At 43.6% G+C, this 24,809-nt stretch carries 12 protein-coding genes, 1 tRNA gene and 1 pseudogene; all 14 read left to right on the top strand.

The features are described 5' to 3' along the window. Positions 1-99 precede the first annotated feature (99 nt). Entirely contained in the window at positions 100-3,444 is a 3,345-nt protein-coding gene (locus NXV01_RS06800; protein WP_022198910.1) for a PL29 family lyase N-terminal domain-containing protein, read from the top strand. A 30-nt stretch (positions 3,445-3,474) separates the two neighbouring features. Continuing rightward, entirely contained in the window at positions 3,475-5,895 is a 2,421-nt protein-coding gene (locus tag NXV01_RS06795; RefSeq protein ID WP_259022042.1) for a PL29 family lyase N-terminal domain-containing protein, read from the top strand. A 12-nt stretch (positions 5,896-5,907) separates the two neighbouring features. Further along, positions 5,908-6,789 carry a PL29 family lyase N-terminal domain-containing protein gene (locus NXV01_RS06790; RefSeq protein WP_259022041.1) on the top strand — a complete coding sequence of 294 codons (882 nt, stop codon included), beginning with the start codon at positions 5,908-5,910 and terminating at the stop codon, positions 6,787-6,789. A gap of 13 nt (positions 6,790-6,802) precedes the next feature. After that, positions 6,803-7,741 carry a glycerophosphodiester phosphodiesterase family protein gene (locus NXV01_RS06785; protein ID WP_148364063.1) on the top strand — a complete coding sequence of 313 codons (939 nt, stop codon included), beginning with the start codon at positions 6,803-6,805 and terminating at the stop codon, positions 7,739-7,741. A 224-nt stretch (positions 7,742-7,965) separates the two neighbouring features. Then, positions 7,966-8,952, top strand: a complete 987-nt coding sequence (locus tag NXV01_RS06780; RefSeq protein WP_122137926.1) for a FecR family protein — start codon at positions 7,966-7,968, stop codon at positions 8,950-8,952. A gap of 23 nt (positions 8,953-8,975) precedes the next feature. Beyond that, on the top strand, positions 8,976-12,518 hold the full coding sequence (locus NXV01_RS06775; RefSeq protein WP_148364064.1) for a TonB-dependent receptor: 3,543 nt from the start codon (positions 8,976-8,978) through the stop codon (positions 12,516-12,518). A 22-nt stretch (positions 12,519-12,540) separates the two neighbouring features. Continuing rightward, positions 12,541-14,292 (top strand): RagB/SusD family nutrient uptake outer membrane protein, encoded by a 1,752-nt coding sequence (locus NXV01_RS06770; protein WP_148364065.1) that lies wholly within the window; start codon positions 12,541-12,543, stop codon positions 14,290-14,292. A gap of 101 nt (positions 14,293-14,393) precedes the next feature. Further along, the gene (locus tag NXV01_RS06765) at positions 14,394-15,722 is read left to right on the top strand and encodes an MFS transporter (RefSeq protein WP_259022040.1); all 1,329 of its coding nucleotides are present in this window, start codon (positions 14,394-14,396) and stop codon (positions 15,720-15,722) included. A 135-nt stretch (positions 15,723-15,857) separates the two neighbouring features. After that, the gene (locus NXV01_RS06760; RefSeq protein ID WP_195648833.1) at positions 15,858-18,503 is read left to right on the top strand and encodes a DNA gyrase/topoisomerase IV subunit A; all 2,646 of its coding nucleotides are present in this window, start codon (positions 15,858-15,860) and stop codon (positions 18,501-18,503) included. Then, positions 18,503-19,364 (top strand): annotated as a pseudogene (locus tag NXV01_RS06755) (DUF3316 domain-containing protein). Before NXV01_RS06760 ends, NXV01_RS06755 begins: the two are co-directional and overlap by 1 nt. Positions 19,365-19,409: 45 nt before the next feature. Next, on the top strand, positions 19,410-20,444 hold the full coding sequence (locus NXV01_RS06750) for a S41 family peptidase (protein ID WP_008649432.1): 1,035 nt from the start codon (positions 19,410-19,412) through the stop codon (positions 20,442-20,444). Positions 20,445-20,517: 73 nt separating this feature from the next. Continuing rightward, positions 20,518-20,602: transfer RNA gene (locus NXV01_RS06745), tRNA-Leu, on the top strand. A gap of 56 nt (positions 20,603-20,658) precedes the next feature. Next, on the top strand, positions 20,659-21,549 hold the full coding sequence (locus NXV01_RS06740; RefSeq protein WP_234132594.1) for a PfkB family carbohydrate kinase: 891 nt from the start codon (positions 20,659-20,661) through the stop codon (positions 21,547-21,549). 181 nt (positions 21,550-21,730) lie between these two features. Then, positions 21,731-24,796 (top strand): TonB-dependent receptor, encoded by a 3,066-nt coding sequence (locus NXV01_RS06735; RefSeq protein ID WP_259022039.1) that lies wholly within the window; start codon positions 21,731-21,733, stop codon positions 24,794-24,796. Positions 24,797-24,809: the final 13 nt, after the last annotated feature.

Below are 24,809 nucleotides of genomic sequence, written 5' to 3'. Positions count from 1 at the left end.
AATCCGATTACGTACCCCCTCCAAGTGATGTGTTCTTCATTATAGAAACGAGTTATAAATAGCGCGCTATTAACCATTGAATCAAATTATTTAAAAAACATGAGAAATTTTCTACTTTTATTCTTGCTACTCATGCCTGTGATTGGCAGTTGCACCGATGACTATGATGACTCGGCTGCCTGGAAGGACATTGATGGAATCTACAAAGATCTCGATCAACTGAAAGAGAAGCTAAACAGTTTGCAACTACAAGCGAATGCGTTGAGCCAAATTGTGAAAGGAGGAGCAATCACCTCTGTCACAGAAGCTGCTAATGGCGGTTATGTCATTTCTTATAAAGGAAGTGACAATGTAGAGCATAGCTTCACCATCGCTACCACCGATCAAATGGTTTCCAGTCCGATTATCGGAATACAAGAAGAAGCCGGAACTTATTACTGGACTACTACCACCAAAGGACAAACAACTTTCCTGTTGGATACCAACAAACAAAAAATCCCAGTATCGGGTAGCGCTCCTCAAATACGAGTGGATGAGAATGGATATTGGGTTATCAATGGCCAGCAGATTCTCGACAGTAACCAAAAGCCGATTAAGGCCGAAGGTAAAACGGCTTCACTGATTACTAAAGTGGAAATGAACGATAACGGAACTGCCTCAATAACACTAGGCAACGGAGAAATTCTATCGGTCAGTACCTTTACGCTATTTAATGTAGAATTTAAAAATGCAGGTCAACCTGCCATTTCTCCTATTATTATAGAGGAAGGAACGAAAAGCCTTACCTTAAATTATAATATTATCGGGAAAAAGGCAGCACAAACACTGGTGCTCATCACACGTAGCGACGATGGAGTAGAAGTCAAGTTGAATAGCAGCAATAAAACACTGGCTGTTACCTTTACCGATGATTTTGAAGAGGGAGTAACCATGATTATGCTCTATGATACTGAAGATAATGTATTAATCAAGCCGGTACGCTTTACTCTACCAATCGTCGAAAACGGAGGCATTGCTACTGCAACAGACTTTAAAGCATTTATAGATGCGGTCACGAATGGAGGTAGTTTACGTAAATTCAAAGACACAGAAGGAAACGTAATCCTACTGAATGATATCGATATGAAAGATATTACACTGACGAGCGGTGTAGGAAGTAAAGTTACAAGTAATACTACCAGTGCTAATACAAAAGTAGTTTATACAATCGGCGAGCAAACCTTCAACGGGGTATTTGACGGTAAAGGACATTCAATTAACAACCTAACTTGTACGTATAATCTTGAAGACGGCAATATCGCCCACGGATTATTTAATTCACTCGGCAGTTCGGGAATTATCAGAAATTTAGTGGTTTCCGGTAATGCCACCATTACAGGTAAAGCTCCGCAAGGGGCAGCTATTGGCGGATTGGTAGGCTATTGTGAAGGAAGCATACTGGCATGCACCAATAAAATAAACTTATCCTTTGAAGGAACAAACGCCGCTAATATCGGTGTTCGAATGGGAGGTTTGGCTGGTGTACTGTATGGAAATAAAATAGGCGACACAACACAAACAAATGGCTGTATAAATGAAGGCAACCTGACTTGCGGCAATATTGTCAACACGGGCTCCGGGGCCTATTCCGCTTTCAACCAGGGAGGAATTGCGGGATATATAGAAATTGATGAAGCCTATATCGGATATGCAATCAACAAAGGAAATATCAGTGCACCTTCCGGACGTGGCGGAGGAATCGTAGGAACTTTACAGGAAGGAACGATTGAAAACAGCACTAACGAAGGACTTATTCAGGATGACGTGAACGATGTATTTGCCTCAAACTCCAAACGATATAATGTGAAACGTATCGGAGGACTTGCAGGGGGAATCAACACAGATAAATACCTCAAGAATTGTATTAACAACGGAAACGTCTACTCTCAAAATGGAAGTCGTGCAGGCGGATTCGTCGGACACAACGCCGGATTTGTTCAATCATGTACAAACAACGGAATCATTCTGTCGGATGCAACCGCAGACGGAGCCAACAAACATGGAGCCGGATGGGCTTGTGGCTATAGCGGTACAAAAACTGGCACAGACTATATCACAGACTGCCACATCGGAGGCAAAATCGGAGATTACAGTGTTTACAAGAACAATCCGGAAGATGCTCCGGTTGCCACTTACAGCAATGCCGTCCGCCACGGAGCTTTCTCCAAAGAAGCTAATAACTTCTCTAATCAGGATGAAGCATACTATGACTGGCAGGTGACCGAAGACCGCGAATTGGCATCGGGTATCGTATACAAACACTATTCTTTCACCAATTTCAATCAGAATATCTATGCTATCGAGATTGATATGAACAATCCGAAAGTGACGTTCGAAACAGTCATGGCAGATGAGATCTGCCCGAATCCTAATGGTAACAACAACTCTAATAATGGTAAAATTCTTCGCGAAACATTGTCAGAGACTTGTGTCAGACGAAGAGGAGAAGGAAGAAATATCGTCGTAGGTATCAATACCGGCTTTTTCAATTCTCACGACGGCTTCCCCAGAGGAATGCATATTGAAGAAGGAGAACCTGTATTCGTCAATAATCCGTATGTGCGTTCCACTTTGACCAATCATGTCTGGGGATTCACCTTCTTTGATAACCGTTCCATCAGTTTCGAAAAGAGAGACTTTACTGGTAAATTGAAAGTCGGAACCAAAGAATATGAATATTATTCAGTCAATGACACCATTGTCCGCTTGAATGGCAAGCCATCATACGATGCAAATTTATATACTTTCAGATATGTGAAAGAGCCTCATCCGGGGTTGACCAACCCAATAGGAACCAAAGCTTTGTTTATCATAGGCAAAAATAACCAACCATTGAAGGTTAATTCCGGTGATTTTGAAGCTACAATTACCCAAATCATTGACGGGCGAAGCACTACTGTAGAAGCTCCATACGTAATAGATAAAAATGAATGGGTATTGCAAGTGACAGGTGACAAAGCCAATGAACTGGCTCAAAGTCTGAAAACAGGAGATAAAGTACAAATTAGTGCCGAACTTAAAATAGGTAGTTCTACCGATCCGATTAAAGTACATAATTCCAGCATGTATCGCTACGTATACAATGGTATATACTCCGCTCCTCCCAAGAAAGAAGATGCAGAGACAATCAACCCGACTACTAATCTTGGAATGACACAAGATAAATCGAAGGTAATTATATTCTGTGTAGACGGAAGAACAGATAACGACAGAGGACTTGATTTTTATGAAGCTTATCGTGTCTGCAAAAAGTTGGGGTTATATGATGTAATCCGTTTCGATGGAGGAGGTTCTACGGTAATGTGGACTTATGAAAATGGTATCGGAAATGTAATCAATCATGTGTCGGATGCGAATGGTGAAAGAAGCTGCATGAATTATCTGCATGTCAGAGTACTTGAATAATGAATCAAACGAATGTTAATCACTGAATATATGAAAAAGTTTATAAGTATATCATTATTTATATCTGCCTGCTTTCTAGGAAGTTGTAGTTCTTACGACGACGAACGAATTTGGCAGGACCTCAACGAAATAGAAAAAACGATTGGAGATTATGAAGCTCAAACCGAAACATTGACTGCACAAATGGCCTCACTGTCCAAAGTGCTCGGAAGTTCGTTTATCACTTTAATCAGTCAGGATGCTGATGGTAACTACATAATATCTTACAGCGACGGTGGTGGGGAAACCCACACCGTTACCATCGCCACCCAAGGAGATGTTATCAAATTCCCAATCATCACAGCAAAGCAAGATAGTGACGGTAAATTCTACTGGGCACAGACTACTGATAAGGGGAAGACTTACACATTCATCCTTGACGGTGACGGAAAGAAATTCCCGATTGGCGGAACGATGCCTGACGTTAAAATAAACGAGAATGGTTACTGGAGTGTGAACGGTAGTAGTACCGGTGTATTGGCTAATGATTTAAGTAATATGTTATTCAAATCAGCCTATATCGATGATAAAACAGGAGAAGCCGTATTTATTCTGGCAGACGGCCAGGAATTGCGGATGAGTTTGCAGGAAGCACTCGGCATCCGCTTCAACAGTCCGGTATACAACGCAGTAACAGACTATACCACTCCCGTAAGTATCCCATACGAAATATATGGTACACAGTCGGAAAATGCATATGTAGACTTGTTTACTGCCTACAATATGGAAGTCAAAATAGACAAGATCTCTTCCACCCTTATCGCCACCATGAAAGAAGGGGCAACTGAAGGGAATATCCTGTTACTGGCAAGTGCTGGTAATAATACCGTATTGAAACCGATATACTTCACATATGGTACTGCTATTCTGGACGAACCAATATATCAAGGTCATGTAGGACCTATCCAACTTAAAGGTACACAAATGAATATTGAGATGCAAATATCTGCGAACATATCCTATCAAGTCAATACAGAAAATGAGTGGATCACCTACAACGGGACCCGCGCACTGGTTACAACCACACACGCTTTCACCATTCTGGCCAATGAAACAGGCGACGAACGTACCGGAAAAATAACATTCTCCAACTCGCTGTATAATATTTCTTCAAGCATTGATGTGATACAGGAAGCAAAAGAAGTGGAAGCTAAGGGAGGAATCAGTACGGCCACTGATTTGGTTAACTTTGCGAAAGCCGTTAATAATGGAACAAATACTTCCCGTTGGCAGAATGATGCCGGAGAAGTAGTTTTGCTGAATGACATTGATATGTCATCCGTGACCAGCTGGACACCGATAGGCGACATAGATGCTTCCAACTATACAACTGCCGAACCTTACGTTTCCGTACATCCGTTTACCGGAACCTTCAACGGACAAGGTTACGCCATCAAGAATCTGAATTGCAGTGCAGATATAACGAACGGAGGGCTGGCATACGGCCTGTTCGGTTCAATAGAAAACGCAACGGTCAAGAATTTGGCTTTAGGAGATGCTGGTACCGCTACTATTTGGATCATGAGTGGAACAGCACCTAAATATACTGTTATCGCTCCTCTTGTTTGCTTCGCCAAAAATTCAGTAATAGAGGGCTGTACTAACTATTATAATATCGACTTCACAGCCGATAATAAATCTGGAGAATTTAACGCACTTTCCGGTCTGGTAGGTGCTATTATAAATACGACGATCGGAGGAGAATCCAAAGCACAAGGTTGTGCCAACAGAGGATTTGTCCGCACAGGACACATCAGTAATACAGGCAATGGAGGTACGGGCATGCAGACTGCCGGAATCTGCGCCTTCATGGCTAAAGCAGAAGGTGGCAAACTGAATTACTGTACTAACTATGGTGATATTAGTTGTCCGAGTGGAAGAACAGGCGGAATTGTAGCAACACTGATGTATGGCAACATTTACAACTGCGACAATAGAGGAACCATCGAAGATGATAAGGTAGGACAATTCGAAGGTAAAGAAGCGAGCATAACCTACAATTACAAACGTATGGGTGGAATTGTGGGAGGTACGGATGACCTGAAAACGAAACCAGAATGTACAGTAGAGTCCTGCACAAATTATGGAAATGTCATGACTCACCTAAGTGTCCGCACCGGAGGTATCATCGGTCACTCCAACATACAGATTATCGGCTGTGTAAACAAAGGGGCTGTTCTGGGAGATGTATTTACCGAAGGAAATGGAACCAACAGACATGGTCCGGGGTGGTTATGTGGTTATTCGGGTGCTTCTACCGCAACCTGGACTAATTGCAAAGCTTGTGTATGCGGAGGTTATGTCGGTGATTACAGCAAGTATAAGGACGATCCCACTTCTGCACCGGATGCCACCAACGAGAATGCATTCTGCCATGCAAACCAGAATTTCGATCCCAGTATTAATTTCTAAAAGACACAAGATATGAAAAGAATATATTTTTTCTGTTCGTTGCTTCTTTCCCTCCTGCTAACCAGTTGTGGGGATTATGACGACTCCGCGATTCAGAATAAGCTCAATGATTTCAAAGAACGAATAACTGCTCTTCAAACAAAAGCGAATAAACTCAACGAAGATATTTCAAAGCTGAGCTATCTGACGGAAGGAAATGTTATCACCTCCGTTACCCGGAACTCGGATGGACAATATGTCATTACCTACAAAGATAGCAATAATGAAGAAAAAGCAGTCGTCGTAGCAACCCAGGAAGATGTAATAGAAGCTCCGATACTAGGTGTACGCCTCAGCGATGATGACCAATTGTATTATTGGACTACAACCATTGACAATGAAACAAACTGGCTCACTGATGATGCCGGGAAAAAAGTCCCAGTCTGCGGCTATACCCCCGAAATGGGGGTAAACGCCGACGGTTACTGGACAGTCAACGGTGAAGTCCTTAAAGATAGCAAAGGCACTCCTATTACAGCTACCACCGACGCGACTGCCATTTTTAAGAGTATATCCAAAACTGACGATGGATATCTCAATATCACATTGGGCAACGGAGAAACCCTTACATTGGAAGTATTCAACTCACTGAATCTCAAGTTGAAAGCTGAAGCGGTTACCAAGGTGACTGACCTTTCCAGTCCTCTGAAAATTGAATATGAAGTGACGGGAACATCAGCAGGAGACGCGATAATTACTATTGCTCAGGCAGTAAACGTTAAAGCAACACTCGACAAAGAGACTCATACTCTTACAGTGACATTCGAGAATGATTTTGACGAAGGCCATGTCATCATCACAGCCTACGATCTTCAACATCTTGTGCTTCGCCCTCTTTTATTCAAAAAGAATTAATCCTTAAAATGATATGAATATGAAAAAAAGAATTTTATTCGCCGGACTTCTGCTCTTGCTGACTCTAAGCACTTTTGCAGCTACTCCTGTCACTTCGGGCAAGACACATGCGCAAAAGATAGTAGAAGCCATCCACAACCCGAAAACAGACTATGTAGTAGTAGTGTCTCACCGGGGAGACTGGAGGGATTACCCGGAAAACTCGATCCCCGCCATTGAATCAATTATCCGAATGGGAGTTGATGTTATGGAACTGGATCTGAAGCTAACAGCCGACAGTGTACTTGTCCTCTGCCACGACGGTACCATTGACCGGACTACTACAGGAAAAGGCAGAGTCAGCGACGTACCTTACGATTATATCAAAAACTGTTTCCTGAAAACTGGACATAACTGCCCTACCAAATACAAGATGCCGACTTTAAAAGAAGCATTGGCTGTTTGCAAAGACCGTATAGTGGTTAATATAGACCAAGGGTATCAATATTATGATTTAGTGATGGCTATTACAGAAGAACTGGGAGTCACAGAACAAATCCTGATTAAAGGCAAAAAACCGGTAGATTTTGTAGATGCACAGACAAAGAAGTATAAGCATGCTATGATGTACATGCCCATTATTGATATTAACAAACCAAGCGGACAGGAATTATTCCGCCAATATATGGACAAGAAAATCGTCCCTTTGGCTTATGAAGTATGCTGGCAACAAGAAACTCCAGAAGTAAGAAAATGTATGAAGGATATCCTTGCCCAAGGTTCCAAAATCTGGGTAAACACCCTTTGGCCCTCGCTCTGCGGAGGTGAAGAAGCTGGTATATACGATGACTACGCTTTTGAACACGGGGCAGAAGTTTACCAAAAGGTGCTAGATTTCGGTACATCCATCATACAAACCGACCGACCAGAGTTATTAATCAGCTACCTGAAGAAAATCGGACGCCACGATTAGCCTCTCGAAGTTATTACTCTATTTATCAGATAAAGAAACATGAGAAATTTTATATTGCTCCTTCTGACTTCACTATATTAAATAAAAACAAGTGCTTATGAATATGAGATCAGATTAAGAATACGAATCTATCCCCAATAGAATATCTTATTCGGAAATAATCAACATAATATACTCACAGATAAAGAAAAAAAATGCATTTTTGTACTTTAAACAAATACGCTATGAAGATAACTAACGACATATTAAAAGATTATTTCTACGATAAGTGTTCTCACGAGGAAGAAATAGAAATCCAAAAGTGGTTGACAGAAAATGACAATAACCTGATGGACCAGAGTTTCCGTGAGATTATCTCTGAAATTCAAATAGAGGACCGTGAGTTATCTCAAAAAGCCTTTCAGAAATTTCAAAAAGCTATTCAACCCAAACAGGTTCGCATACTACGCCCAAGGCTTCAGCACTCAATCCGCTGGATGCAGCGTGTAGCAGCCGTCCTTTTTATACCACTTTTGTTTTTAGCCGGATATTTACTTCTTGACAAGAAGGCAAATACACACTGGAATGATATCACCGTACCACACGGTATGCATCAAACACTCACTCTTTCGGATGGAACGAAGCTCCACGTCAATTCAGGCACGCGGGTTATTTATCCTTCCGACTTCACAGAAGATAAAAGAGAAATCTTTGTCAGTGGAGAACTCTTTGCCGATGTGGCAAAGGACCCGGACAAGCCTTTTATCATTTCTGCCGGTGACGTCCATGTGCAGGTACTGGGTACAAAGTTCAATCTCCGTGCCTACGAGAATATTGAGACGGTAGAAGTCGCACTCGTAGAAGGTTCGGTACTGTTCAAAACTCCGACTCATCCTAATGAGATTCTGAAAAAAGGAGAAATGATCCAGTACAACCGTGCCTCACAGAAAATTGTTCGTGAAACATTCCTTGCCAATCTGTACAAGTGTCCGTCAAAAAGCGAAGGATTCTATTTCAGTAATCTTCCCCTTAGTGATATTGTGAAGGAACTGGAATATTATTTCGATACCAGAATCATCATATTAGATCAAAAGTTAAGCGACAACACGTACATTGCTTATTTCACTAACGGGGAAACTCTTGACGAGATTTTATCCAATCTCAATACAGACGGACAAATGTCCATAACCCGGAGTCAGGAAGTAATCATGATTACTTCTGCAACTCCATAAATTTAGCAGTAGTATAACCTGATATGAAGCAAACTAATATTTATAAAAAATATATATCGACAATCTGGTTTGCTTGTGTGATGATATTTTTCTCTCAACCTATTCTAGCACAAGACATAACCTTACAATTAAAGAATGTTACTGTAAAAGAAGCGATAGAAGCTTTACATAAGACCAAGAATTATTCAGTTGTAATCAATTCTTCCGAGATCAACATGAGTAAGAAGGTGTCAATCAATGCCAATAATGCGCCTATCAAGGTCGTTTTGGATCTGATATTCGTGGGACAGAATGTTAGCTATACCATCAACGGACATAGCATCATCATCAGTAAAAAGTCCGATACCAGCCAGCAAAAGTCCGATGAGAAAAAGAAGCAGACAATCACTGGGGTTGTCTATGACGAAGAAGGAAATCCCGTTATCGGTGCTTCGGTGATGAACAAAGAAACCGCACAGGGAGCAATTACCGACTTGGATGGAAAGTTTTCCCTGGAGACTTCCATTCCTTCGACTATTGATATTTCGTATGTAGGCTATGAGGTAGCGACAGTTCATGTAAAAGACGGTCAGACTAAGACAATCCGTCTGGTACCTTCCAGTCTGATGATTGACGAAGTAGTTGTAGTGGGCTATGGTAGCCAACGCAAAAGTAATCTGACAGGTGCTGTATCCACCATTTCAAGCAAAGAACTGAACAACCGCCCGGTAGTATCTGCCGCCAATGCATTACAAGGAGCCGATCCGTCTGTAAATCTGACTTTCGGCACCGGTTCTCCCGAGTCCGGCTATTCATTAAACATTCGCGGAGGGATCTCTGTCAATGGCGGTACGCCATTAGTACTTTGCGACGGTGTAGAAGTTCCGCTGAACCAAGTCAATGCAAATGACATCGAGTCGATTTCCGTATTGAAAGATGCATCTTCATGTGCCATTTATGGAGCAAAGGCCTCTGCAGGTGTGGTACTTATCACCACCAAATCGGGAAGTGCTGCAACAAAAGGAAAAGCCAAAATCAGCTACAACGGTCGATTTGGATGGACACAGAACACGACTTCCACTGATTTTATCCGTACCGGATACGATTATGTCACTTTCGCCAACAAGTTCTACCATGCATACAATGGCGTGAATATGTACTTGTACGAAGATGAAGAGCTCCAGAAACTCTATGACCGCCGGAATGATATGACTGAGAATCCGGAACGTCCATGGGTGGAAATCGGAGAAGACGGGAAATATTATTATTATGGAAATACGGACTGGTATGGATACTTCTACAATCGTACCCGCCCACAGATGGAACACAATGTCTCTATCACCGGAGGTGGCGAAAAGGTGAATTACTATATCAGTGGACGTTACTACCAGCAATATGGTATGTTCAACATCGACAAAGACCTTTATAAGGATTATTCATTCCGTGCCAAAATGGATGCTCAACTAAACAAATGGATCAAATGGTCGACAAATATCGGACTGGATAATAACAATTACAATTATAACGGTACTTCCAACTACGCAATGACTATTGCCCGCCTGGAATCAAATATCAGTCCCTCATTCGTCCCCTTCAATCCGGATGGAACGATTGTGCAATATACTAACCAACTTTATGCCAACTCTCCCTTGGGAGCCGGTGACGGCGGATACCTAACGTCACGAAGAGGTCATAACAGCAAATCCAGAACACTCTTGTCCGTTGTCAATCAGATTGACATTACGTTACTACAGGGACTGACTCTGACCGCCAACTACAGTTACCAACAAAGAAAGCAATTGTACCGTTATCGCAACAATTCATTTGAGTATTCACGCAGTCAGGGAGTGACGCAAACTTTCACTTCCGGAAGTATCTTTAATAATTATGAGGAAGACGAATCTTTCCCTGTTACTCACATGTTGAACTATTATGCAACATTTGAACATTCATGGGCAAAGAAACACAATCTTAAAATAGTGGCAGGTAGCCAGTATGAGACTTACCGCAATGTCAACAAAAACACTTCTATGACTAACCTGTCCAATGATAACCTCGACTCCTTCTCGGCAGTAACTCCTGAAAGTGTACTCACCGTATCACAAGATATCAGCGCCTATAAAACGCTTGGTTTCTTCGGCCGTATCAATTATGATTACATGGGTAAATACCTGCTCGAAGTATCCTGTCGTGCCGATGGTTCTTCCCGGTTCGCAGAAGGAGACAGATGGGGAGTTTTCCCTTCAGTATCTGCCGGATGGAGAATCTCCGAAGAGAACTTTTTCAAACCGGTAAGCGACTGGTGGAGCAGCCTGAAGTTACGCGCATCTGTCGGTAGCCTGGGGAACCAGCAGGTAGATTATTACGCTTATCTGCAGACAATCACTTCGGACAATCAGTTCAGCTATACTTTCGACGGAGAAGGCAAAGCATATTACGCAAAGATTTCCAACCCGATTTCTTCCGGACTGACTTGGGAAACCGTTACAACCTACAATGTCGGATTGGATATGTCATTCCTTAGAAACCGTTTAAGTATGAGTGCCGACTATTACGTTCGTAAAACAACAGATATGCTAACTACTTCATTGACGTTACCGGATGTATACGGTGCTTCCACCCCAAAAGCCAACTGTGCCGACTTACGGACAAACGGATGGGAATTATCCGTTTCATGGAACGACTCGTTCAAAGTGGCCAACAAACCTTTCAGGTATGGAATACAAGCTACATTGGGAGATTACCAACGGACAATCACCAAATACAATAATCCGGACAAACTGATCTCCGACCATTATGTAGGCAAGAAGATGGGAGAAATCTGGGGATACCATGTAGACGGATTGTTCAAAACAGATAAGGAAGCAGCAGAATATCAGGCAAAGATCAATGACAAAGCCGTGAACGGACGTGTTTATAGCAGTAAGGTCGACGGTTATCTGCGTGCCGGTGACGTACGCTTTGCCGACTTAAACGGTGACAATGTGATTGGGGCCGGAGCTGGAACAGTAGACGATCCAGGTGATAAACGAATCATTGGAAACACAACTCCCAGATACAGTTATTCTTTCCGTCTGGATGCGAGCTGGAACGGTTTCGACGTATCCGCTTTCTTCCAGGGAATTGGTAAAAGAGACTGGTACCCATCTTATAGTACCACCTCACAGGGAGCAAATTCATTCTGGGGACCATATTCTTTCCCTTCTACCTCATTTGTAGAAAAATCACTTCCGGAAGACTGCTGGACAGAAGACAACAGAAATGCTTTCTTCCCACGTATCAGAGGTTATCAATCCTATTCAGGCGGTTCACTCGGCACCGTAAACGACCGATATATACAGAATATCGCTTATCTGCGTTTCAAGAATCTCTCTATTGGATATACACTGCCTATCAGTAAACGTATTTTTGAAAAGGTTCGTGTTTACGTATCGGGAGAAAATCTATACTATTGGTCGCCTCTGAAGAAGCATAACAAAACTATCGACCCGGAATTGGCAATCTCCAGTAGCACTTACTCATCCAACACGGGTTCGGGATATGCTTACCCGCGTGTTTACACTGTTGGAGTAGATATAACTTTTTAATTAATGACTAATCAGATATAGTATGAAAGCTATCAACAAAATAATAATTCTGGGAATGGTCGTAGCCCTATTCAATAGCTGTGACCTGACACTCCTACCGGAAAATGCAGTGACACCAGAGAATTACTTTCAAAACAAATCCGATCTGGAATTATGGACCAATCAATTTTATACCTTGCTGGACGAGCCAGATGCTTCAGCCGGTACAAATGCAGATGATATGATCGACAAAGGCATGGGACAGGTAATTGAAGGAACCCGTTCGGCTGCCAGCGAAACCGGATGGTCATGGACCAAACTCCGCCACATTAATTACTTCCTGCAACATTCTTCCAACTGTGATGATGAAACCGCCCGCAATCAATATAATGGAGTGGCCCAATTCTTCAGAGCTTATTTCTATTTCGTAAAGGTACGCCGTTATGGAGATGTACCCTGGTACGATCAAGTGCTGGGTTCGGAAGATCAGGAATTATTAGTCAAAGCCAGGGATTCCCGCGAGTTTGTGATGGATCAAGTACTCAAAGATTTCCAAGATGCCGCTACCAGTTTGCCGACCAAAAGCACAGAAACTCGGAACACAAGAGTCACTAAATGGGCGGCATTAGCATTTGCCAGTCAAGCTGCACTTTATGAAGGGACTTATCGGAAATACCATGGACTGGATAATTATGAGAAATACCTGGAAATTGCAGCAAGCACTGCCCGGCAGTTTATTGACGAAAGCGGCTTCAGCCTGTATAAAGAAGGAACGGAACCTTACAGAGATATGTTCTGTGCCGACAACGCCAAAACCACAGAAGTCGTACTGGCAAGAGCTTATAACTTCGAAGGTTTGCAATTATCACACTCCGTACAATTCAGCATCGCTAACCTGCAAATGGGATTTACCCGCCGGTTTATGAATCACTACCTGATGGCGAACGGAACACGTTTCACTGATAAACAAGGATATGAAACAATGTTTTACACAGACGAGGTGAAAAACCGCGATCCACGCCTGCAACAAACCGTACTTTGTCCGAACTATATCCAAAAAGGAGAAACAACCGTGACCGCCAATGACTTAACTGCTTATTGCGGCTACAGACCTATCAAATTTGTAGGTACCAAAGATCATGACGGAGCCGCTAAAAGTACCTCCGATTGGCCTTTGATGCGAGCAGCGGAAGTCTACCTGAATTATGCCGAAGCCAAAGCCGAACTGGGAACACTCAAACAAGAAGACCTGGATATCTCTATCAATAAAATTCGAGAACGGGCTAAAATGCCGGATCTGAATCTTACGGATGCCAACAGTAACCCTGATCCTTATCTGGCAGCTTGCTATCCGAATGTTGAGCAGGGAGCGAATAAGGGCGTCATTCTCGAAATCCGTCGCGAACGTACAATTGAACTAGTAATGGAAGGGTTGAGACAATGGGATTTATTCCGTTGGAAAGAAGGTAAACAAATGTTCAATCATTACGTACCTTACTACGGTATTTATGTTCCCGGAGTAGGAACATACGATATGGATGGTGACGGGAAGCCTGATCTGGAAATCTACGAAACCACAGCGACCTCCCAATGTGATAATAAAAAGAAACTGGATAAGGATATCTATCTCTCCAACGGAACATCCGGTTATATTATCGGATTCCCCAAAGTTACTTATGGCAAAGACTGGAAAGAGGAAAGAGACTACTTATGGCCTATCCCTGCTGACCAGCGCGTACTTACACAAGGCATTCTAACCCAAAATCCGGGTTGGGAAGATGGATTAAGCTACTAACTAACTCTTTATTTATTTCTTCATCAGAAGGTGTATCGGAAGATAATCGATACACCTTCCCATTACTATCGCCTTTCACTAGGCTATCAAATCCTACCACCATGTTAAAACAACTTATCAAATTTTATCACATCAGCACTCCTGCGACTCCTCTTAAAAAAGACAAGAAAAAACTTAAAAGATTACAGTGGGCTACCTTTCTTTCCGCCACAGCCGGATATGGTATTTATTATGTCTGTCGGCTAAGCCTGAATGTAGTAAAGAAACCGATTGTTGAAGAAGGAATCTTTTCAGAAACAGAGCTCGGTATTATCGGAGCAGTGTTATTTTTCACCTATGCTATCGGAAAATTCACTAACGGATTTCTGGCAGACCGCAGCAATATCAGGCGTTTCATGTCCACCGGACTGCTAATTACAGCCCTGGCAAACTTATGCCTAGGATTCACCCACTCTTTCATTCTATTCGCCATATTATGGGGAATCAGCGGATGGTTTCAGTCAATGGGGGCTGCTTCTTGCGTAGTCGGATTATCCCGTTGGTTTGAAAATAAGAAACGGGGATCGTTCTATGGCTTCTGGTCGGCAAGCCACAACATCGGGGAAGCAATGACTTTCATTATTGTCGCCTCCATTGTCAGTGCTTTAGGATGGAGATACGGTTTCATTGGAGCCGGCAGTATCGGAATAATCGGGGCATTAATCGTCTGGAGATTCTTTCATGATTCTCCGGAAAGTGAAGGGCTGCCTGCCGTCAATCATCCACAAATGCAAAGTGAAACAGGTGATGCTGCCGATTTCAACAAGGCACAACGGCAAGCTCTAATGATGCCCGCAATTTGGATACTTGCCATTTCGAGTGCATTGATGTACGTCAGCCGCTATGCCGTAAACAGCTGGGGAGTCTTCTATCTGGAAGCCCAGAAAGGATATTCTACACTGGACGCCAGTTTTATCATTTCTATCGGTTCGGTTTGTGGAATTATCGGTACAATGTTTTCCGGTGTCATCTCCGACAAGTTTTTCAGTGGGCGCAGAAATGCTCCTGCACTCATCTTCGGTCTGATGAATGTAATGGCACTTTGTCTGTTTCTATTAGTTCCGGGTGTCCACTTTTGGGTAGACGCGTTATCCATGGTACTGTTCGGTACTGCGATCGGAGTACTCCTCTGTTTCTTGGGCGGATTGATGGCAGTTGACATTGCTCCCCGGAACGCTTCAGGTGCAGCATTAGGAATCGTAGGTATTGCCAGTTACATCGGGGCAGGTATACAGGATATTATGAGCGGTATTCTCATAGGAGGGCATAAAAGCATTGTCGATGGCAAAGAAATCTACAACTTTTCTTATATCAATATTTTTTGGATCGGAGCCGCATTACTCTCCGTCTTTTTTGCTTTATTGGTATGGAATGTGAAATCAAAGGATTAACAGAACTGTCAGTATCATAAAAAACGTGAGTTCTTTTCGTCCTCATATGAATTTATTTCGTATTTTTGCGTGGACATCCCCTTTTTTGATGTTCAGGAAGATAATTTGTTGTTAAAGCAAAGCGAAGATTGATATATGAGTGACGAAATCAATGAGATAACGGAAGGACATTCAGACTACAAACCGGCGGACACGCGGGACGAAAACGTAAAGCATCAGTTAACAGGCATGTACCAGAATTGGTTTCTGGACTATGCTTCATACGTTATACTGGAACGTGCCGTGCCTCATATCAATGACGGTTTGAAGCCTGTGCAACGACGTATTTTACATTCAATGAAGCGTCTGGACGACGGACGGTATAACAAAGTGGCTAACATTGTGGGGCACACCATGCAGTTCCACCCTCACGGTGATGCTTCTATCGGGGATGCCCTGGTACAGTTGGGACAGAAAGACCTGTTGATCGATTGTCAGGGTAACTGGGGTAATATCCTCACCGGAGACGGCGCAGCTGCTCCCCGTTATATCGAAGCACGCTTGTCCAAGTTTGCGCTGGATGTTGTCTTCAATCCCAAAACCACCGAATGGAAACTTTCTTATGACGGACGAAACAAGGAACCGGTCACTCTTCCTGTGAAATTCCCGTTATTATTAGCACAGGGAGTGGAAGGTATCGCCGTGGGACTCTCTTCCAAAATCTTGCCGCACAATTTCAACGAACTTTGTGATGCCTCTATCAGCTATCTACGCGGAGAGGAATTCCAACTATATCCTGATTTCCAGACGGGAGGTTCTATCGATGTAGCCAAATACAACGACGGAGAGCGTGGCGGAGCCGTGAAAGTACGTGCCAAGATCAACAAGATTGATAATAAAACGCTTGCTATCACAGAAATTCCATACGGAAAGACGACTTCGACAGTGATCGACTCTATCCTGAAAGCTGTTGATAAAGGAAAGATCAAAATTCGTAAGGTAGACGACAACACGGCTGCCAACGTAGAAATATTGGTGCACCTCGCACCCGGCACCTCATCGGATAAAACGATTGATGCTCTCTACGCTTTCACAGACTGTGAAGTAAGTATCTCGCCCAACTGTTGTATTATCGATGACAGTAAGCCACATTTCCTTACTGTGAGCAAAGTCCTGAAAAAGTCGGCAGACAATACGATGGATTTGCTGAAGCAGGAGCTGGAAATCAAGAAAGGAGAAATACTGGAATCCCTGCATTTCTCTTCTCTCGAAAAGATATTTATCGAAGAACGCATCTATAAGGATAAAGAGTTTGAGCAATCCAAAGACATGGATGCAGCCTGTGCACATATCGATGAACGCTTGACACCCTACTATCCGACATTTATCCGTGAAGTTACAAAAGAAGATATTCTCAAGTTGATGGAAATCAAAATGGGACGTATCCTGAAATTCAACTCGGACAAGGCGGATGAACTGATCGCCAAGATGAAAGAGGAAATTGCCGAGATTGATAACCATCTGGCCCATATCGTGGATTATACCGTCAACTGGTATCAGATGTTGAAAAACAAATACGGCAAGAATTTCCCGCGCCGCACGGAATTACGGAACTTCGACACCATCGAAGCAGCCAAAGTAGTAGAAGCTAACGAAAAACTCTATATCAACCGTGAAGAAGGATTTATCGGAACGGCATTAAAGAAAGATGAATTCGTGGCCTGTTGTTCGGATATTGACGATGTGATTGTCTTCTTCCGTGATGGCAAGTACATTGTTACTCCTGTTGCAGATAAAAAATTTGTCGGTAAGAACGTTCTTTATGTCAATGTATTCAAGAAGAACGATAAACGCACGATCTACAACGTAGCCTACCGTGACGGAAAAGAAGGAACGACCTACGTAAAACGCTTCGCCGTAACTTCCGTGGTCCGCGACCGTGAATATGATGTAACACAGGGAACTCCTGATTCACGGATCACCTATTTCAGCGCCAACCCGAACGGAGAAGCCGAAATCATCAAGGTGACATTGAAGCCGAACCCACGTGTACGCCGTATTATCTTCGAACATGACTTCAGCGAAGTCAGTATCAAGGGACGCCAGGCACGGGGTGTAATTCTCACCCGCTTGCCGGTACACAAAATATCCCTGAAACAAAAAGGCGGCTCTACTCTCGGTGGACGTAAAGTCTGGTTTGACCGTGACATACTCCGTCTCAACTATGACGGACGAGGCGAATATCTGGGAGAATTCCAAAGTGACGACTCCATTCTGGTTGTACTGAACAATGGTGATTTCTACACCACCAACTTCGATTTGAGCAATCACTACGAAGACAATGTGAGCATCGTTGAGAAATTCGATCCCCATAAGGTATGGACCGCTGCACTTTATGATGCCGATCAACAGAATTACCCGTACCTGAAACGCTTCTGCTTCGAGGCCTCCAACCGCAAACAGAACTATCTGGGAGAGAATAAGAATAACCGTCTCATCTTGCTGACCGATGAGTACTATCCGCGTCTGGAAGTTATATTTGGCGGACACGACAGCTTCCGTGATCCGTTGGATATCGATGCAGATGAATTCATAGCTGTCAAAGGGTTCAAAGCCAAAGGAAAACGCATCACGACCTATACCGTGGATACGATCAACGAACTTGAACCGACCCGCTTCCCCGAACCTGAACAAGAGCAACAGGAAAGCCCGGAAGAGGAACCGGAAAATCTGGACCCGGACAGTGATAAGAGCGAAGGCGATATTATTGATGAGATCACCGGGCAGATGAAATTATTCTGATGAAGAAAAAACTAATATACCTGGGGCTGACAGGATGCATCCTGTTCGCCCTTTGCACCAGATTACAAGCGCAGATTGACAGTCTGCAAACCCATCGGTATGTAACACGTGCCACCATGTACGGTGTAGGATTTACCAACGTATTCGACACCTATCTTTCACCGCAGGAATACAAAGGAATTGACTTCCGTATTTCCCGCGAGACGATTCGGATGACTAAGTTATTCGATGGAAATGTGTCTGTGCAGAATTTCTTTCAGGCAGACATCGGTTATACCCATAACCGTGCCGATAACAATAACACCTTCTCCGGATTAGTCAACTGGAATTACGGATTACACTACCAGTTTCGACTAACGGAGAATTTCAAATTATTAGCCGGAGGATTGATAGATGCCAACGGAGGCTTTGTCTATAATCTCCGGAACACCAATAATCCGGCATCCGCACGGGCATACGTCAATTTGGATGCCTCAGGAATGGCTTATCTGGCATTTGAAAATCAAACGGTACCCGATGGTATTACGCTATCAAGTCAATCTACCGGTGATGGGAGTAATGTTCTCACCGCACTACGGACAATCTTACTACGAGATATTCTCTCTGGGAAATTCGAGTGGAGTGATAAAGTTCACCTCCCTGCACAACCAGCCTTCACTGCGGCAGATGCTCTCGGTCGACTTACCGATAGGATATACAAAAATGCGATTCAGCTATCTGGCTGATTTGCAACAATCCAATGTAAACAATATCAAGACACATACCTACTCGCACGTATTCATGGTAGGATTTGTGAAAGACCTATACCGTATCCGAAACAAAAAAGGAACAGCTTTGCCTTCATCGGTCAGAGCCTACTAAGAGAACAAAATTTAATGTTGAAACTTCAAGTGAGATCAATTAAGAATGAGAAATAAGATTAGACAAATGCTTTGGCTGCTCTGCTGTCTTCCGGTATTGACCGGTTGCATCGGAGAAGAAGACTACGCCAATGATCCTGTAGGAAACTTCGAACAACTATGGAAGATCATCGACGAACAGTATTGTTTTCTGGAAGCAAAAGGTATTGACTGGGATGCCGTTCACGACAAATATAGCCCACTGATTATTCCGACAATGTCTAATGACGACCTGTTCGACATCCTAAGCCAGATGCTATACATTTTAAAAGACGGACATGTCAATCTATCCTCTGCCAAACGTACTTCTTTCTACGATGAATGGTATCAGGGTTATGACTGGAACTACCGGGAAGATATTCTCTATCAAACTTATCTGGGCAGTGCCAGCACAGGATACTATACATCCGCCGGTTTAAAGTATAAAATATTCGATAATAATATAGGATATATTCGTTATGAAAGTTTCAGTTCCGGAGTGGGCGATGGCAACTTGGATGAAGTTCTCCTCTACCTGGCCACCTGCAACGGATTAATCATCGATGTACGTGATAACGGAGGCGGAAACCTGACCAACTCCACCCGCATTGCCGCCCGGTTTACCAACGAGAAAACACTTACCGGATATATACAGCACAAAACCGGACCGGGACATAATGATTTCTCCAAGATGGAGCCGATCTATCTGGAACCATCCAACAGCATCCGGTGGCAGAAGAAAGTAATCATTCTGACCAATCGTCGTTGTTATAGTGCCACCAATGATTTTGTGAATGCGATGCGTAGCTTAAACAAGGACAACGAAGAGAAAAGAATCATCCAGTTAGGTGACTGGACCGGAGGTGGTTCGGGACTTCCCTTCTCATCGGAATTACCTAATGGATGGAGCGTCCGTTTCTCCGCCAGTCCGCATTTCGACAAAAACAAGCAACCCTTGGAAGAAGGTATTGAGCCGGACATTGCCATCAATATGTCTGAATCAGATCAACTTAAGCACAAAGACACTCTGATTGAAAAAGCATTCGAAATCTTAAGTGAATAACTTTATTGTCGAATTATTTGCCAAATCAGAAAATCTTCCTATCTTTGCACCGCTAAACAAAAAAGCTACACATGCGGATGTGGCGTAATTGGTAGCCGCGCCAGACTTAGGATCTGGTGCCGTGAGGCGTGTAGGTTCGAGTCCTATCATCCGCACCAAAAATAAACTATAAGCCTTCAAGATACTATCTTGGAGGCTTTTTAATTGGTTAAACATGAATAAACATCAACTTTGCTGCATCGGTCACATCACATTAGACAAAGTAGTCACTCCTCAAAACACTGTCTACATGCCGGGAGGAACAGCTTTTTATTGCTCACATGCCATCCGCCATTTTAATGATATCGATTATGCGCTGGTAACGGCAGTAGGTGCCACTGAAATGAAAGTTGTAGAGCAGCTGCGCAAAGTGGGTATTAACGTAACTGCCTTACCGAGCAAACACTCCGTATACTTCGAGAACATCTATGGAGCCAATCCGGACGACCGTACCCAACGGGTATTAGCGAAAGCCGATCCGTTCACAGCCAGTCAGTTGAAAGAGATAGATGCGCAAATCTACCATCTCGGCTCTCTGCTGGCTGACGACTTCTCATTGGAAGTAATCAAAGAACTATCTCAAAAAGGGTTGATTGCAGTAGACTCACAAGGCTATTTACGTGAAGTGCGTGACACCCACGTCTATCCGGTGGACTGGACAGATAAGAGAGAAGCCTTGCAATATATTCATTTCCTCAAAGTCAACGAGCATGAAATGGAAGTACTGACCGGTCTTTCCGACCCGCATGAAGCTGCCCGCCAATTATATGAATGGGGAGTGAAAGAAGTATTAGTCACATTAGGCGGCATGGGCTCACTTATCTTCAACGGAAAAGACTTCTATCGTATTCCGGCTTATAAGCCCAGAGAAGTGGTAGACGCAACGGGATGTGGAGACACGTATACCATCGGCTATTTATATCAACGGGTATCAGGTGCCGGCATCGAAGAAGCCGGTCGTTTTGCAGCCGCCATGTCTACATTAAAAATAGAGAAATCAGGTCCTTTCAATGGTAGCAAAGAAGACGTCATTCAATGTATGACCACTGCGGAACAAATGTTTTAAAACAGGAAAGGCATGAACCACACCGGTTCATGTCTGAACTTTTTCAACAGTCTCCTCACCCTTTTGTGTTAAAAACAAGCATCCTCTCTTTTTTCCCAAATCTTTTTTGAATTTCGTTTGTTTCCTTTGTTACTCTCGCCAAAAGACGGCAGAAAAAAGACTTCAACCTAAATAATAACAAATGGAAAAATTTAATGCAATGAGGACTAGACTTTTACAACATCTTCAGAAAAAAGCCATCAGGTCAAGGAGCATCATGACGCTTTTTTGCCTGCTATTGACCTCCACATCGGTCTTTGCACAGACAAAGACGGTGACAGGAACAGTGACGGATGCTGCCAATGAACCATTGATCGGTGCATCGGTACTCGTACAAGGAACTTCCACCGGAACCATCACGGATATGGACGGTAAATATTCAATCTCTGTCACACCGGAGGACGTGCTGGCATTTTCATACGTGGGAATGACTTCACAGACTGTTAAAGTGGGGGCACAGAATGTAATCAATGTCACTTTGAAAGAAGACTCACAAGTGCTAGCCGAAACAGTCGTTATCGGATACGGTAGTGCAAAGAAAAGAGACTTGACAGGTTCCATCACCAACGTCAAAGGAGAAGAAATAGCCAACAAACCGGCTATGAATCCGCTGTCTTCCCTGCAGGGAAAGGTAGCAGGTGTGCAGATTGTCAACTCCGGCCGGGCCGGATCTGATCCGGAAATACGTATTCGCGGAACAAACTCCATCAACGGATATAAACCGCTGTACATTGTCGACGGGCTATTCAACGACAACATTAATTTTCTGAATCCGGAGGATATTGAATCTATGGAGATTCTGAAAGACCCGTCATCTCTGGCTATCTTCGGTGTTCGCGGTGCGAACGGTGTGATCATCATCACCACAAAGAAAGCCAAAGAAGGACAGACACTGGTGAATATCAACACTTCTTTCGGTTTCAAGAAAGTGGTGGACAAAGTGAAACTGGTGAACGGCCCACAATTCAAGGAGCTATATAGCGACCAGCTTGCCAATCAAGGAGATAATCCATTCGATTATAGCGGTTGGGATGCCAATACAGACTGGCAAGACGAGATTTTCCAAACTGCCTTCATTACCAACAACAACATCAGTATTACAGGAGCTTCCCCCAAACATAGTTTCTATCTGGGCGTAGGCTACTCTTACGAACAAGGAAACATCGAGCATGAGAAATTCAGCAAGGTGACCATCAATGCCAGTAATGATTATAAGATTACAGACTTTTTGAAAGTCGGATTCCAGTTTAACGGAGCACGTATGCTTCCTGCAGATTCCAAACAGGTATTGAACGCTCTTCGTTCGGCTCCTATCGCTCCGGTATATAACGAAGAATATGGATTATATACGGCTCTGCCCGAATTCCAGAAAGCGCAGATCAACAATCCGATGGTAGACGTCGAATTGAAAGCGAATACTACCAAAGCAGAGAACTACCGGGCATCCGGTAACATTTACGGTGAGGTAGACTTCCTGAAACATTTCACTTTCAAGGCTATGTTCTCCATGGACTATGCATCGAACAACGGGCGTACGTATACGCCGATTGTGAAAGTATATGATGCCACTGTCAACGGAGGTGTTTCTACTTTGGGAACAGGAAAGACCGAGGTCAGCCAGTTCAAAGAGAATGAAACGAAAGTGCAGAGTGACTACCTGCTGACATACACCAACAGCTTCGACAACGGCAACCATAACCTGACAGCGACCGCCGGTTTTACTACTTACTACAATTCGTTGAGCCGATTGGACGGAGCACGCAAACAGGGAGTAGGCTTGGTCATTCCGGGCGATCCGGACAAATGGTTTGTCAGCATCGGTGATGCGGCTACCGCAACCAATGGAAGTACCCAATGGGAACGCAGCACAGTATCTATGCTTGCACGTGTCATCTACAACTATAAAGGTAAATATCTATTCAACGGTTCTTTCCGCCGGGATGGTTCTTCCGCTTTCTCCTATACAGGCAATGAATGGCAGAACTTCTTCTCACTGGGTGGAGGTTGGCTGATGTCTGAAGAAGAATTCATGAAAGATATCAAATGGCTGGATATGTTGAAAATCAAAGCATCTTACGGTACATTAGGAAACCAGAATCTGGACAAGGCCTATCCTGCCGAACCGTTATTGACCAATGCTTATTCCGCCGTATTCGGCAAACCGTCCATCATTTATCCCGGATACCAGCTTGCTTATCTGCCTAATCCTAACCTCCGTTGGGAAAAAGTAGAAGCATGGGAAGCTGGATTTGAAACGAACTTGCTCCGCAACCGCTTACATTTCGAGGGTGTTTACTACAAGAAGAACACCAAAGATTTGTTAGCCGAGGTTCCCGGAATTTCCGGAACAATCCCCGGCATCGGCAACTTGGGAGAGATTCAGAATAAAGGAGTGGAGATGGCAGTAACCTGGCGCGATCAGATCGGTGATTGGGGATATTCCGTCAGTGCCAACCTGACTACCATCAAGAATGAGGTCAAAAGCCTTGTTCAGGAAGGATATTCCATCATTGCCGGAGATAAACAGCAAAGTTACACAATGGCAGGTTATCCTATCGGATATTTCTATGGTTATAAGGTGGCGGGCGTTTATCAGTCGCAAGCAGATATTGACGCATCACCTAAAAACACGTTGGCTACCGTGACACCCGGTGACTTAAAATTCGCTGATGTGAACGGTGACGGAGAAATCACCCCGGAGGACCGTACCATGATAGGTAACCCTACCCCAAAGGTGACTTATGGTTTTTCCCTCGGAGTAAACTACAAGAATTGGTCGTTAGGCATCGACATGATGGGACAAGGCGGGAACCAGATTTTCCGTACATGGGACAACTACAACTTCGCCCAATTCAACTATCTGGAACAACGCATGGATCGTTGGCACGGAGAAGGTACCTCCAACTCCCAACCGTTACTGAACACCAAACATTCCATCAACAACCTGAACTCTGAATATTACATTGAGGACGGCAAGTTCTTCCGTATCCGCAACGTACAGTTAGCATATGCATTTGACAAAAGCTTACTTGCCAAAATACGCCTGCAAGCTCTGAAAGTCTATGTCAACATACAGAACCTGAAGACGTGGAAACATAACACCGGATATACTCCCGAACTTGGAGGAACCGCCACCGCATTTGGAGTAGATGACGGCAGCTATCCCGTACCGGCAGTCTACACCTTCGGTATCAACCTGACTTTTTAACGGCAGAGTGTCA

This window comes from Bacteroides sp. BFG-606 (genome assembly GCF_024788145.1).
GTDB lineage: Bacteria > Bacteroidota > Bacteroidia > Bacteroidales > Bacteroidaceae > Bacteroides > Bacteroides vicugnae.
The sequence above is the reverse complement of the archived record's forward strand: the minus strand, read 5'-3'. Positions and strand labels throughout refer to the sequence as shown.